This is a genomic window from Bradyrhizobium sp. 521_C7_N1_3 (assembly GCF_052075975.1).
Taxonomy (GTDB): domain Bacteria; phylum Pseudomonadota; class Alphaproteobacteria; order Rhizobiales; family Xanthobacteraceae; genus Bradyrhizobium; species Bradyrhizobium japonicum.
Genome location: NZ_CP197232.1, coordinates 7,305,196 through 7,318,035 on the forward strand (window position 1 = coordinate 7,305,196; position 12,840 = coordinate 7,318,035).

Annotated in this window: 13 protein-coding genes; 2 read left to right on the forward strand and 11 right to left on the reverse strand. The window is 63.8% G+C overall.

What is annotated here, in order from left to right:
• The first annotated feature begins 67 nt into the window (after window positions 1-67).
• Window positions 68-394, forward strand: coding sequence for a hypothetical protein (locus AB7008_RS34435; protein WP_304490672.1), 327 nt, complete (start codon window positions 68-70; stop codon window positions 392-394).
• Window positions 395-524: 130 nt separating this feature from the next.
• Entirely contained in the window at window positions 525-1,718 is a 1,194-nt protein-coding gene (locus AB7008_RS34440; protein ID WP_304490673.1) for a CaiB/BaiF CoA transferase family protein, read from the forward strand.
• A 90-nt stretch (window positions 1,719-1,808) separates the two neighbouring features.
• Here the strand turns inward: AB7008_RS34440 and AB7008_RS34445 are convergent, their stop codons facing one another.
• The 11 genes from AB7008_RS34445 to AB7008_RS34495 all read right to left on the reverse strand — a co-directional run bounded on the left by AB7008_RS34445 (window position 1,809) and on the right by AB7008_RS34495 (window position 12,801).
• The gene (locus AB7008_RS34445; RefSeq protein ID WP_304490674.1) at window positions 1,809-2,081 is read right to left on the reverse strand and encodes a hypothetical protein; all 273 of its coding nucleotides are present in this window, start codon (window positions 2,079-2,081) and stop codon (window positions 1,809-1,811) included.
• Between the two features lie 59 nt (window positions 2,082-2,140).
• Window positions 2,141-3,004, reverse strand: a complete 864-nt coding sequence (locus AB7008_RS34450) for a leishmanolysin-related zinc metalloendopeptidase (RefSeq protein ID WP_304490675.1) — start codon at window positions 3,002-3,004, stop codon at window positions 2,141-2,143.
• 198 nt (window positions 3,005-3,202) lie between these two features.
• Window positions 3,203-3,355: a hypothetical protein gene (locus tag AB7008_RS34455; protein WP_304490677.1), complete on the reverse strand. Its 153-nt coding sequence runs from the start codon at window positions 3,353-3,355 to the stop codon at window positions 3,203-3,205.
• A gap of 35 nt (window positions 3,356-3,390) precedes the next feature.
• A complete protein-coding gene (locus AB7008_RS34460; RefSeq protein WP_304490678.1) occupies window positions 3,391-4,380 on the reverse strand; it encodes a right-handed parallel beta-helix repeat-containing protein in 990 nt (329 codons plus the stop codon).
• Window positions 4,381-4,587: 207 nt separating this feature from the next.
• Complete coding sequence (locus AB7008_RS34465) at window positions 4,588-6,102, reverse strand: tripartite tricarboxylate transporter permease (protein WP_028156587.1); 1,515 nt, start codon at window positions 6,100-6,102, stop codon at window positions 4,588-4,590.
• Between the two features lie 9 nt (window positions 6,103-6,111).
• Complete coding sequence (locus tag AB7008_RS34470) at window positions 6,112-6,654, reverse strand: tripartite tricarboxylate transporter TctB family protein (RefSeq protein ID WP_441260239.1); 543 nt, start codon at window positions 6,652-6,654, stop codon at window positions 6,112-6,114.
• Between the two features lie 155 nt (window positions 6,655-6,809).
• On the reverse strand, window positions 6,810-7,784 hold the full coding sequence (locus tag AB7008_RS34475; RefSeq protein WP_014493796.1) for a Bug family tripartite tricarboxylate transporter substrate binding protein: 975 nt from the start codon (window positions 7,782-7,784) through the stop codon (window positions 6,810-6,812).
• A gap of 296 nt (window positions 7,785-8,080) precedes the next feature.
• Window positions 8,081-8,878 (reverse strand): enoyl-CoA hydratase/isomerase family protein, encoded by a 798-nt coding sequence (locus AB7008_RS34480; RefSeq protein WP_028156590.1) that lies wholly within the window; start codon window positions 8,876-8,878, stop codon window positions 8,081-8,083.
• Between the two features lie 58 nt (window positions 8,879-8,936).
• Window positions 8,937-10,136 (reverse strand): pyridoxal-phosphate-dependent aminotransferase family protein, encoded by a 1,200-nt coding sequence (locus AB7008_RS34485; protein ID WP_441260240.1) that lies wholly within the window; start codon window positions 10,134-10,136, stop codon window positions 8,937-8,939.
• 126 nt (window positions 10,137-10,262) lie between these two features.
• Window positions 10,263-11,546: an MFS transporter gene (locus AB7008_RS34490; RefSeq protein ID WP_441260241.1), complete on the reverse strand. Its 1,284-nt coding sequence runs from the start codon at window positions 11,544-11,546 to the stop codon at window positions 10,263-10,265.
• 52 nt (window positions 11,547-11,598) lie between these two features.
• The gene (locus AB7008_RS34495) at window positions 11,599-12,801 is read right to left on the reverse strand and encodes a pyridoxal-phosphate-dependent aminotransferase family protein (protein WP_441260242.1); all 1,203 of its coding nucleotides are present in this window, start codon (window positions 12,799-12,801) and stop codon (window positions 11,599-11,601) included.
• Window positions 12,802-12,840 lie beyond the last annotated feature (39 nt).

Sequence of the window (12,840 nt, forward strand, 5' to 3'; positions counted from 1 at the left end):
AAGTAGCGGCACGGGCCGAGGGCAAGGATTCAGGTCCCGCCCGCGGGTATGATCTGTAAAGGAAATCATGAAACCAGGCCTATTTTCAGTCGGTCTCATCGGGGTCATGGCGGTGTTCGCCGGGCCGGATCGTCTGCCCATCGGAGAACAGCCCGCCATGGTCGGGAAAGCCAATGCAGACGACGGCGGCAAGGACAAAGGCAATGAAAGCGGTCAGGCGGGACGCGCCCCCTCCATGCCTATGGCCCGGGACCCCGCGGCGACGGTCACCCGGGAATACGAGACCGCACGTCAGAAGGGAACCAGGGAGGCGTTCGAGCTCTTCATTGCGCGCCACGGCGATGACCCCCTGGCCGCGCAGGCACGCGACGAGCTGAAGCGCCTGTCGCGCTGATCCCTTCCTGCAACGCAGCAAGCAGCACCAAGCACTGCATTTCGACAGGCGGCATCCGCGCCGGCGCAGACTTGCCGCATGATGTTTCGGCACTATGGTGACTCCGCAATCTGACCCGGAGCCTTTCACGATGCCCTTTCCGCATGCCTCGGAAGCCCTGTCGCGCTTCACCGTGCTCGATCTGACCCGTGTCCGGTCCGGGCCCACCTGCGTGCGGCAGCTCGCGGACTGGGGCGCCAATGTCGTCAAGATCGACGCGCTGACCGAGGATTCCGGCGGCGAGCAGCCGGGCGGGCCGCGGCGGGGGTCCGACTTCCAGAACTTGCACCGCAACAAGCGGGCGATGACGCTGAACCTGAAGGACGAGCGCGGGCTCGCCGTGTTCAAGCGCCTCGCCGCCAAGGCCGACGTGGTGGTCGAGAATTTCCGTCCCGACGTGAAGAAGAAGCTCGGCATCGACTATGAGAGCCTGCGCGAGATCAATCCGCGTATCGTCTACGGCAGCATCTCCGGCTTCGGCCAGGACGGCCCCTACCACAAGCGGCCAGGCTTCGATCAGATCGCCCAGGGCATGGGCGGACTGATGTCGATCACCGGCGCGCCGGGCGAGGGGCCGATGCGGGTCGGCATTCCCGTCGCCGACCTCACGGCCGGCTTGTTCTGCGCCATGGGCATCCTCACCGCGCTGCTCGAGCGCGAGGTCTCCGGCAAGGGCCAGTGGGTACAGACCTCGCTGCTGCAAGCGCAGATTTTCATGCTCGACTTCCAGGCCGCGCGCTGGCTGATGGAGAAGGAAGTCGCCAAGCAGGCCGGCAACAACCATCCGACCAGCATCCCGACCGGCGTGTTCAAGACCTCGGACGGCTACATCAACATCGCCACCACCGGCGGGCGGATCTGGGAGCGTTGCGCGCAGGCGATCGGCGCGCCGGAGCTCTACAGCCATCCCGATTATGCGACCGCGCCGGCCCGCTCCAAGAACCGCGACGCGCTCAACGCCGAGATCGAAAAGCGCACGGTGACGAAGTCGACCGAGACCTGGGTCCGCGAGTTCAACGACGCCGGCGTGCCCTGCGGACCGATCTACGCCATCGACCAGATGTTCGAAGACGCGCAGGTCAAACATCTCGGCATCGCGCAGGACGTGCCGAACGACGAGGACCGCCACATTCGACTGGTCGGCCAACCCGTCACGCTGTCGCGCACGCCGAGCAAGATGGTGGCGCGGCCGCCGGAATTCGGCGAGCAGACCGACGAGATCTTGAAGGAGTTCGGCCTCAGTGCAGACGAGATCGCGACGCTCCGGAACGCCAAGGTGGTGTGAAAGAACGGCCGCGTCTCGACGGCCGGCCTTTCGGACCCGGATCGCCGCGGTGATCACCATCGGCCGCGCATTGACGGCTTACGCAACCATCTAGATCTTGCGTAAACCGTCGAAGCGCGTGCCGACATAGCGGCCGGCAGCATCGACGACACGACAAAGGTCGCCGCCGTCATGGTAGAGCAGCACGACCTTGGCCCCCGCCTCGAACTGGCCGGTCGGTGGATCGCTCGGCGCGCCCTGCGAGGCATAGAAGGGCTGCGATCTCGCCACCTCGTGGGTGAACTGGTTGGGCGGCGGCGAGATCAGGCAGTCCGACGGGATCAGTGACGAATCTGGAAGCACGATTGCTTCCGGTCGCTTCATGCCCTCCATGATCCTGTACCCCTGAATTGCCGAGGAGCCTGCTTGGCCAAGAGTTAGCCTTAGGGGCCAAGGCTCTCCTCGGGCAACGTGATCGGAATCCGCGTGAGCACGATGCCTCTTGCCCTTTCAGCATGCGCGGCAACGAGCCCCGCCTCAGCCATATGGAGATGATCAGGCAGCCGATACGGCTGGGCAGCGTCCATGTTCACCTGATAGCCGAGATCCTGCAAGCTTGCGATCGTCACCCGGCTCATCGGATTGCCGCCCTGATTGACGAAGCCGGTCATCAGTTCTGCGCCGAACACGGTATCGCGCCAATGCGAGTCCACCGTCCCCTCCCCGCCGGTGTTTTCGACGGGAACAGGCAGCGACCCTGCGGAACCACGGAGCTTGCCGTATTCGCGCATGGCGTTGGGGCCGTTGAACGTCGGATTGTTGCGGTCGACCCTCTTCAGCAATTTCTTGTTCGTCCAGATCGTGCCGATGCCGATCACGTGCCCCATCTCGTGCGTGATGACGTCGTTGAGGGTGCCATCCGCCTCCATCGCCGCGAGGTCGGCCGTATCGAATTGCATGTCGCCCGTCGCCGGCAGGAACGCGGCGGCTCCGGCATTCTGCGGGCGCAAGCGGCTCGGTCCCGCCTGACCGAGAATCCTCCCGGGGCCGTCGATGTCGGTGCCCTGCGCCGTGATACGCAGATTGTTGATCCTCTCGCCACCGACCGTGACATCGGGCAGATCGCCGACGATCGCGTGTGTCCAGCGGTTTGCAGCAAGCTTGAACGCAGCCTTCTGCTTAGGCGTCAGCCCGCCCAGGAACCGAACTTCGATCGTGTAGCCTCCGGCAGCTACAGCGGCGGCCGCGTGTGAAATCTCCTCGCCTTTCCGGGCTCGATAATGCTCAACAGCCATGATGTCCTCCAAAAAGAACAGATCAATGAAGCTCTATCTACGCTTGTATCCTGATGCTGATTAACGTGGCTGACAAGCGCGGGAAGCGTCACAGGCTCTGACCGTTTCACGATGAAATAACGAAAGCCCGGCGTCACCGCCGGGCTTTCGCTTCATCGTCACCGCGATCAGGAGGACCACCGCAGATACTGCGCCAGACCAGAGATGCGCTCAGTAAATTTTCGCCAGCTTCGCTCTCCCGATTTGAACGGCGGCAGCTTCGCTCAGGTCCTGATCGAGCCGGCTCAACGCGACGGCCCGCATCACGCCGGGACGGAAAAAGTTGCAAATACCAAAAGCCCCGGCGAGCCGGGGCTTTTGCATTTCACGTCATCGCTGAGCCGATGCGACTCTCGCTCTTATTGCAATCCGGTCGGATTGGTCGTGCCGCCGATTGGCGTGATCGTTCCGCCGGCACCGTTGTTCGTGAAGCGATTGTTCGAATGCGAGTTGACCGTGCCGGACACGCCGGTGCTGTTGAACGAAAGATCGTTGTTGGACAGGTTGACCGTTCCGCCGACTTGCTTGACGCCGATCGTATTGAAAGAGATCGTCGTGGCGTCAATGTTGATGCCGCCACCCGAGATGGCAATACCGGCAACCGAGTTGCTTGACACGACCGAATTGCTGAGGTGAACGGCGGCGCCGGCGCCCACGCCGATACCGCTGGCCGCGTTGATCACCTTGACGTTGCTGAGCGTCGCCTTGATCAAGCCCGCAGCCGCGCTTGCAATCGTAAAGCCGCTGCCTCCCATATCCCGAATCGTGGTGTTCACGACGTTCAGCGTTCCGTTGGTCCGCTGATCGGCAATGCCCGTGCCGGGCGAGCCGAAATTGCCGTTGATCAGGCAGTCCTCGATGTTGACGAAGCTCCCCGCCCCCGCACCAAAGATACGAATCCCGGTAAGGCCGGTGTCGAATCCCTGCAGGTTGAGGTTGCGGAGGTTCACCGTCTTGCGGACGTCGGTTCCCGCGAAAGAATCGAATGCGACGTTGATGCCGTTGGTTAAGGCGTTGAGAATCGAACCGTACACCTCGTGGCAGTCAATGGTGATCGACTTCGTGATGGTCACGGCGCCGAAGCCGCCAGGATCAAGGCAATTGATCTCACCGTTCACCGCTGTCTTCGAAATCGCGCCAGCGAAGGTCTTGCAGGGCGCCGTACGGCTGCACGGATTGACGTCGTCGCCAACACCCGACACCCAAGTGCGGCTCGCTTGAGCGCTGGCGGGACTCGTCAGGAGCGAAAGTGCGATGATTGCCCCGGCGATTACAAAAGGCAGCCCACATAACCTCTTCATTTCCGTCTCCAAGTAAAAAAATGATTGCAATAGATCGTTCGGCGTCATGAGCCGAAGATCAATTCCGATGTAACAGAGAACAACAACCTGCAATTGTTAGCGATATCACACCCTCGCGAGCGGCAATAGTCATGGAATGCACTATTCCCCACATCGCGATTGATTCGGGGGAGAAACTGCACTCAGCGACACGGGCTTTGAACTTTATCGGACTTACGCGACACCTACCCTAATGGGGTTTCCAATCCGCTTGGCTCAAGCGGCAGGCTTGGTCTGCCGCGGCCATCCGACGCAGCGCAGCAAGCGGTCGATCACAGGCCAAAACAACAGCACAATCGCCAAGGTTGTGATCGAGCCGACGAGGCCATTCGACCAGAACACCTTGAGGTTGCCGCCGGACCCGATCATCGACAGGCGGAAGGCATCCTCGGCGCGGTTGCCGAGTACGAGCGCCAGGGTGAACGGCGCGAGCGGGATGCCGATCTTCTTGAAAACGTAGCCGACGACGCCGAAGCCCAGCATCAGCCAGATGTCGAACATCGCGTTCTGGATCGCATAGGCGCCGATCGCGCAGGACACCACGATCATCGGCGCCACCGCGGCGAACGGCACCCGCAGGATCGAGGCGAAGATCGGCACCGTCGTCAGCACCAGCACGAGGCCGACAACATTGCCGAGATACATCGAGGCGATCAGGCCCCAGACGAAGTCCTTGTGCTCCACGAACAGCAGCGGCCCCGGATTGAGTCCCCACACCATCAACCCGCCGAGCAGGATCGCGGCCGTGCCGGAACCGGGAATGCCGAGCGCCAGCATCGGCAGCAGCGCCGAGGTGCCGGAGGCATGCGCCGCCGTCTCCGGTGCGAACACGCCCTCGATGCGGCCCTTGCCAAAGCTCTCGGGATCCTTGGCGAAGCGTTTTGCGAGGTTGTAACCCATGAAGGAGGCCGCGATCGCGCCGCCCGGGGTGATGCCGAGCCAGCAGCCGATGAAGGACGAACGCAGCAGCGTCACCCAGTATTTCGGCAGGTCCTTCCAGACGCCGAGCACGACGCGGAGCGAGATGCTCGCCGCGTGTCCGCGCAGCGCCAGCCGCTCCTCCATCGTCAACAGGATCTCGCTGATGCCGAACAGGCCGATGACGGCAACGAGGAAGTTGATGCCGCGCAAGAGCTCTGACGAGCCGAAGGTCATGCGCAACTGGCCGGACACGGTGTCCATGCCGACGCCCGCGAGCAGAAGGCCGAGCGACATCGAGATGACCGTCTTGTGCTTGGCCTCGCGTCCGAGACCGACGAAGGAGCAGAAGGTCAGCAGATAAACGGCGAAGAACTCGGGCGGACCGAACTTCAACGCAAAGGAGGAGATCATCGGCGCGAGGAAGGTGATCAGCAGCACCGCGACGAGCGAGCCGATGAAGGAGGACGTGAACGCCGCGGTCAGCGCCTCCGCCGCCCTGCCCTGCTGCGCCATCGGATAGCCGTCGAACGTGGTCGCGACCGACCAGGCCTCGCCGGGGATGTTGAACAGGATCGAGGTGATGGCGCCGCCGAACAGCGCGCCCCAGTAGATGCAGGACAGCATCACGATCGCCGAGGTCGGATCCATCGTGAAGGTGAGCGGCAGCAGGATCGCAACGCCGTTGGGGCCGCCGAGCCCGGGCAGCACGCCGACGAAGATGCCGAGCACCAGCCCGACCATCATCAGCACGAGCGTCTTCCACGTCAGCAGGACGGCGAAGCCATGAAGCAAGAGACCGAAAGCTTCCATCGTGAGCGCCTAGTAGCCGAAGGCCGCTTCGAGCGGCCCTTTCGGCATGATGACGTCGAAGGCGATGTCGAAGGTGATGAACATGATCGCCGTGAACAGGAGGGCAGTGAGCAGCGACTTCCACAGCGCGATCTTGCCGACGAGCCGCATGAAGCCCGCGATCAGGAGGAAGCTTGCGACGTAGAGGCCGAGGAACTGCATCACCAGGCAGAACAGCAGCGTCGGTACGAACACCGCCATCACGCGGCGCGCTTGCGCACGCGTGACGAAGCTTTCGGATGCCGCGCGGTGCGCCACGAAGGCCGCAATCAGGCCATAGAGGCTGCCGCCACCGAGGATGACGGAGAGATAGAACGGGAAATAGCCGGGCTCGGGCCCGGTCGAATCCCAGGAGGCGCCGGTGCGCCAATTGTCATAGCTGAGCGTTGCGGCCAACGCGAGCAACAGCAGGCAGACGAATATCTCGATCGTGCCGGAGGAGACCACAGAGGGTGAGTCGTCTTCAGGCGCGGTCGGATCGTCGACGACGATTTCAAGATCGGTTTGGGACATGCTCTGCCAGATCAAGTTGCGCTGTCATCATCCGCCTTGTGCGCAATTGCGCACTGGGGCGGATGATCCAGTACTCCGTGCAGAAGCCGTCTTTCGTCGAATTCTGTGCAATACTGGATGCCCCGCCTTCGCGGGGCATGACGTGGAGGGTGTGATTACTTCGCGACGAATCCGGCTTCCGTCATCAGCGACTTGTTGGTGGCGTCGTCCTCCTCGAGGAATTGCACCATGTCCTTGCCGGTGAGGAAGATCGGCTTCAGCGCCTGCTTTTCCATGTAGTCCTTGTATTCCGCGGTCTGCGTCACCTTGTGAAACAGATCGACATAGAACGCCTGCTGCTCCGGCGTGACCTTGCCGGGCAGGAACATCGCGCGCAGCATCAGATACTGGACGTCGACGCCCTCCTCCTTGCAGGTCGGGATGTCGGCCCAGGATTGCGTGTCCGTCACCTTGCTGGTGTAGGAAATGCGCTCCTTGTCAAACACGCAGAGCGGACGCACCTGGCCGGCACGCCAGACTTCGAGATTTTCGCTCGGGTTGTTGACGTTGGATTCAGTGTGGTTGCCGACGAGCTGGGTCGCGGCCTCGCCGCCGGACTTGTAGGGCAGATAGGAGAATTTCGCGCCGGTCTTCTGCTCGAGGAAGACGGTCAGCACGTGATCCTCGCGCTTGGAGCCGGTGCCGCCCATCTTGAACGGCGAACTCGCCGCCTTCGCGGCCGCGACGAATTCCTTCACCGTCTTCGGACCTGCGCTGTTGTCCCACAGCACGAACTGGTCGAGCGCGATCACCGAGACCGGCGTCAGCTCGCGCCAGTTGAACGGGATCTTCGCCGACAGCGGCAGCATGTAGATCAGCGAATAGGCGATCAGCACCTTGTTCGGGTCGCCTTCGCTGGACTTCATGTACATCAGCGCTTCCGCGCCCGAGGCGCCGCCCTTGAGCGAGACGACGATCGGCTGCTTCATCAGATTGTTCTTCTGAATGGCGGCCTGCATCATCCGCGCCATCTGGTCGGAGGCGCCGCCCGCGCCGGCGGCCACCACGATCTCGACGGGCTTGGTCGGCTCCCAGCCGGCAAAAGCCGGCGCGCCGCAAAGCGCGGCGGCCAGCGTGATTGCGGCCTTCATTCCATGTCTCACGCGCATCTTCCCTATGTTCTTGTTTGGATTGGCAATTCGCGAAGTAAGGCGAGTTGCATTGTGCGGGCGAACGCCGGCCAGTTCAAGCCGCCCGGCGCCGCTTCACTTATGACTTTGGAATGAGATGGATGGCAAGAGACGGGCCTGCAAAACGCGAGCCGTTGCAGCGCGCAGCCGCACAACGGTTGAGCAACGTCCTGAAGGCGAAAATCTATGTCTGCCGTGTCGGGCGATTGCACCGAGACAGGCGTTTGCCTAGGCGCCGCAAGAGACCTAGGCCTGCGCTACTTGCCCTTCCAGTTCGGTGTACGCTTGTTGAGGAAGGCGTCCATACCCTCGCGGAAATCTTCGCTCATATAGGCCTTGAGGATCAGGTCCTCGCCCTCTTCGCGCGACAGCGTGCGGCGGATGCGGCGCACCGCCTCCTTCGTTGCTTCCAGCGTGAGCGGAGCATGGCTTGCGACGAGCTTGGCGGTCTCGTCGGCACGGCGCTGCAACGTCTCGACGTCGGGCACGACCTCGTTGAGCAGGCCGAGCGACAGCGCTTCCTGCGCCTCGACGAGGCGCGCCTTGAAGATCAGATCCTTGGTGCGGGCAGGTCCCACCAGCGAGACGACGCGGCTGATGTTCGACATCGACAGGCAGTTGCCGAGCGTGCGTGCGATCGGAAAGCCGATGCGCGTGGTTTCGGTACCGATGCGAAGGTCGCAGCAGGCCGCGATGCCGGCGCCGCCGCCGGTGCAGGCTCCCGCAATCGCCGCGATCACGGGCACGCGGCACTGCTCGAGCGTGCCGAGCACGCGGTCGATGCGGGCCTCGTAGTCGAGCGCGTCCTGCGCGGTCTTGAAGGCGCGGAATTGAGAAATGTCGGTGCCCGAGGCGAAGGCCTTGTCGCCGGCGCCGGTCAGGATCAGCGCCTTGATCGAGCGGTCGGCGTTGATCTCCTGGCAGATCTCCGCCATGCGGTCATACATGGCGAAGGTCATTGCGTTACGCGCCTGGGGGCGGTTGAAGGTGATCCGCGCGATGCCGTCCTGGACGGAGTAGAGCAGGTCTTCGTTGGTCGTCGTCGGTGCGTTCATCGCGCGCTCACTTTCTAAGTTAGTTCAGGCCACCTGAGCCTTCAGGCCACCTGGGCCTTTAAGCGACCTGTGCCTTGGCCATCGGCACCGCGTCGCGTCCCTTCAGGACGTCCATGGCCGCCAAAACGCCGCCGCTCCGGTGCGGAATCTTTGCAAGATCCAGGCCCATCTCGACGCCGGCGAGCGTGCCCATCAGCATCAGATCGTTGAAATGGCCGATATGGCCGATGCGGAACACCTTGCCCTTGACCTTGTTCAGGCCCGTGCCGAGCGACATGTCGAAGTTTTCGAGCACCACCTTGCGGAAGGCGTCGGCGTCGTGTCCATCGGGCACGCGCACGCCGGTCAGCGCCGGCGAGTGTGCGGCGGGATCGGCGCACTGCGTCTCCAGGCCCCAGACCTTGACCGCAGCGCGCGTCGCGGCGCTGTGGCGCTTGTGGCGGGTCCAGACATTCTCCAGCCCCTCCTCTTCCAGCATCTTGACCGCTTCACGCAGGCCGTAGAGCAGATTGGTCGCGGGCGTGTAGGGGAAGGTGCCGAGCTTGTTGAAGGAGATGACCTCCTGCCAGTCCCAGTAGGAGCGCATGCCGGGGTTGGCCTTCGCCACCGCGAGCGCCTTCTCCGAGACGGCGTTGAAGCCGAGGCCCGGGGGCAGCATGAGGCCCTTCTGCGAGCCGGCGACCGAGACGTCGATGCCCCAGGCATCGTGCTCGTATTCCATCGAGCCGAGGCCGGAGATGGTGTCGACCATCAGGAGGGCCGGATGCTTGACGCGGTCGAGCAGCTTGCGCACCTCGAGCGGCGGCGTCACGCAGCCGGTCGAGGTCTCGTTGTGAACGACGCAGACCGCCTTGATCGTGTGCTGCTTGTCGGCGGCAAGGCGCTTCTCGATCTCGGCGAGGTCGGCGCCATGGCGCCAGTCGCTCGGGATGAAGTCGACGTCGAGCTTGAACTTGTCGGCGATGCCGCGCCACAGCACGGCGAACTGGCCGGTCTCGCACATCAAAACCTTGTCGCCGGGGGCGAACACGTTGACCATCGCCGCTTCCCAGGCGCCGGTGCCGGACGAGGGGAAGATGATCACGGGCTGCCGGGTGCGGAACACCCGCTGCATCGAGGCGAGGACCGCAAAACCGAGCTCGGCGAACTCCGGACCGCGATGGTCCAGCGTCGGCATGTCCATCGCCCGCAGCACCCGGTCGGGCACGTTGGTCGGTCCTGGAATCTGTAAGAAATGCCTTCCAGTGTGCACGGTCATCGGCGTCCTTCCCGGTCTAGCCTTGGTTTTGATGGCCGCCGAATAGCACCATTTGACCGGCTTGTCCCCTCTCCTAAAGGCGCCTCCCATGCATAAGCGGCGGGCCTCGCCCCGGCCGCGCTTCCCCTACTCCGCGGCCACCACCTTTCCGACCGGCAGGCGCCCGTCGGCCTCCGTAAACGGACGCTCCGGATGCATCAGGAAGGCGGAAAAGCCACCGAGCATCAGCAGCCCCATCGACATCAGGAACGGCAGGTACCAGTTGCCGGTCGCGTCGATCACGAAGCCGGCAACGAGCGGCGACACGATGGCGGCGAAGGCCGAGCCGGTATTCATAAGTCCCGAGGCGGTGCCGGAATATTTCGGGGCAATATCCATCGGGATCGACCACATCGGGCCGATCACCAGCTCGGCGCAGAAGAAGCCGGCCGACAGGCACAACGCGACGATCGTGATGTCGTGGACGAACAGGATCGGAAACAGCGAAAGCAGCGCGCCCGTAAATCCCGCAACGGTGACGCTCAGCCGCGCCAGACGGACGTTGCCGGTGCGATCGAGGATCTTGTCCGAAAGCACGCCGCCCACGCTGTCGCCGACCACGCCGGCGAAGAACACGCCGGAGGCGAACAGCGCCGAGTTCTTGATGTCGAGATTGTAGTTGTTCTTGAAGAACAGCGGCAGCCAGTTGAGATAGAGCCACAGGCACCAGCCGTAGCAGAAATAGGTCAACGTCACTGGCCACATGCGTCCGAGCAGCGGCCCCCACGGCACGCGCGGCCGCTCGCCGGTCGGGCGCGGCGGCAGTGCGGCCAGCTCGGCCTCGGTGATGGAGGCGTGCTCCTTCGGCTCGTTGCGGAAGTACCAGACCCAGACGACGCCCCAGACCAGGCTGACGAGACCGAGCACGACGAACGCGCCGCGCCAGGTCAGCCAGAGGATGAGCAGCGCCACCACCGGCGGCGTCACGGCGTTGCCGAGCCGGGCGAAGGAATGGGTCAGTCCCTGCGCAAAACCGCGGCGGTTCGCGGGCGTCCAGTATTGCATCGCGCGCGTTGCCGTCGGAAAGGTCGCGCCCTCGCCGAAGCCGAGCGCGAAGCGCGCGACGAACAATGCGGCAAGACCGTTGACGAAGCCGGTCGAGATGGTCGCCGCCGCCCAGATCATGCCGCACCAGAACAACGTCTTGCGCGGCCCGAAACGATCGCCCACCCAGCCGCCGATCACCTGGAACAGCAGATAGGGATAGGCGAAGGCGGAGAACACGAGGCCAAGCTGGGTGTTAGACAGACCCAGCTCCTTCTGGATCTCGCTCGCGGCGGTGCCGATGTTCACCCGGTCGACATAGGTGATGAAATACATCGCGCAGAGCATCGCCAAGACGACATGCGTAGCCTTGAACCGAATTCCCATCTCCACCCTCCCTGACTGTTTTTTATGATTGGCCTTGCGTGTCCCGCGCGACCTAGGTGCCGACCACTTTCAGATGCGGCGAGGCATTGCCCTGCGGGCGCTGCTCCAGAAGCTTCATAGCGGCGTCGACGCCGCCGGAGCGATGCGGCACGCCCGCGACCGACAGGCCCATCTCCACGCCGGTGAGCGCACCGAGCAGGGTCAGCGCGTTGCATTCGCCGAGATGGCCGATGCGGAAGACTTTTCCGGCGACCTTCGACAGGCCCGAGCCGAGCGACATGTTGTAATTGTCGAGCACGATCTTGCGGAACTGATCGGCGTCGTGGCCCGGTGGCATCAACACCGCGGTGAGCACCGGCGAGAACTCCGAGGGTTCCTGGCAGAGGATCTCGAGGCCCCAGTGACTGACGGCGGCCCGCGTCGCGGCAGCCAGCCGCTGATGGCGCCCGAACACGTTGTCGAGCCCCTCTTCGAGCAGCATCGCGATGGCCTCGCGCAGGCCGTAGAGCAGATTGGTCGCCGGCGTGTAGGGGAAGAAGCCGTTGGCGTTGGGTTTGAGCATCTCCTCCCAGTCGAAATAGGAGCGCGGCATCTTGTTGATCTTCGCGGCTGCGCGTGCCTTCTCCGAGATCGCGTTGAAGCCGAGGCCGGGCGGCAGCATGAAACCCTTCTGCGAGCAGCTCACGCTGACATCGACCTTCCACTCGTCGTGGCGGTAGTCGACCGAGCCGAGCGAGGAGATGGTGTCGACCATCAGCAGCGCCGGATGCGCGGTGCGGTCGATCGCGGCGCGGATCTCGGCGATGCGGCTGGTCGCGCCGGTCGAGGTCTCGTTGTGCACGACCATGACGGCCTTGATCGCGCGCGCCTTGTCCTCGGTGAGCTTCGCCTCGATCAACGCGGGATCGGCGCCGCGGCGCCAGTCGCCGGGCACGAAGTCGACCTCGATGCCGAATCGTCCCGCCATCTGCCGCCACAGGGTGGCGAAATGGCCGGTCTCGACCATCAGCACCCGGTCACCAGGCGACAGCGTGTTGACGATCGCGGCCTCCCAGGCGCCCGTCCCCGACGATGGGAAAATCACGACCGGGCCCGCGGTCTGGAAAATTCTCTGGCTGCCTTCGAGCACGGCGCGGCCGAGCTCGCCGAATTCCGCGCTCCGGTGGTCGATGACCGGCATGTCCATGGCGCGCAGGACGCGCTCGGGGACCGGGCTCGGGCCTGGAATCTGAAGGAAATGGCGTCCCTGGTGCATGAAAACCTCCCTGTCGGCGGGCTCTGGCCGGCTTCGGAG

Bases quoted from the DNA above. Each gene is read 5' to 3' on its own strand.
- AB7008_RS34480 (WP_028156590.1), bottom strand. From the start codon at position 8,878: ATGAACGCACCGACGACGACCAACGAAGACCTGCTCTACTCCGTCCAG.
- AB7008_RS34445 (WP_304490674.1), bottom strand. From the start codon at position 2,081: ATGAAGCGACCGGAAGCAATCGTGCTTCCAGATTCGTCACTGATCCCG.
- AB7008_RS34455 (WP_304490677.1), bottom strand. From the start codon at position 3,355: ATGCAAAAGCCCCGGCTCGCCGGGGCTTTTGGTATTTGCAACTTTTTC.
- AB7008_RS34485 (WP_441260240.1), bottom strand. From the start codon at position 10,136: ATGACCGTGCACACTGGAAGGCATTTCTTACAGATTCCAGGACCGACC.
- AB7008_RS34460 (WP_304490678.1), bottom strand. From the start codon at position 4,380: ATGACGCCGAACGATCTATTGCAATCATTTTTTTACTTGGAGACGGAA.
- AB7008_RS34475 (WP_014493796.1), bottom strand. From the start codon at position 7,784: ATGAAGGCCGCAATCACGCTGGCCGCCGCGCTTTGCGGCGCGCCGGCT.
- AB7008_RS34465 (WP_028156587.1), bottom strand. From the start codon at position 6,102: ATGGAAGCTTTCGGTCTCTTGCTTCATGGCTTCGCCGTCCTGCTGACG.
- AB7008_RS34440 (WP_304490673.1), top strand. From the start codon at position 525: ATGCCCTTTCCGCATGCCTCGGAAGCCCTGTCGCGCTTCACCGTGCTC.
- AB7008_RS34435 (WP_304490672.1), top strand. From the start codon at position 68: ATGAAACCAGGCCTATTTTCAGTCGGTCTCATCGGGGTCATGGCGGTG.
- AB7008_RS34470 (WP_441260239.1), bottom strand. From the start codon at position 6,654: ATGTCCCAAACCGATCTTGAAATCGTCGTCGACGATCCGACCGCGCCT.
- AB7008_RS34490 (WP_441260241.1), bottom strand. From the start codon at position 11,546: ATGGGAATTCGGTTCAAGGCTACGCATGTCGTCTTGGCGATGCTCTGC.
- AB7008_RS34495 (WP_441260242.1), bottom strand. From the start codon at position 12,801: ATGCACCAGGGACGCCATTTCCTTCAGATTCCAGGCCCGAGCCCGGTC.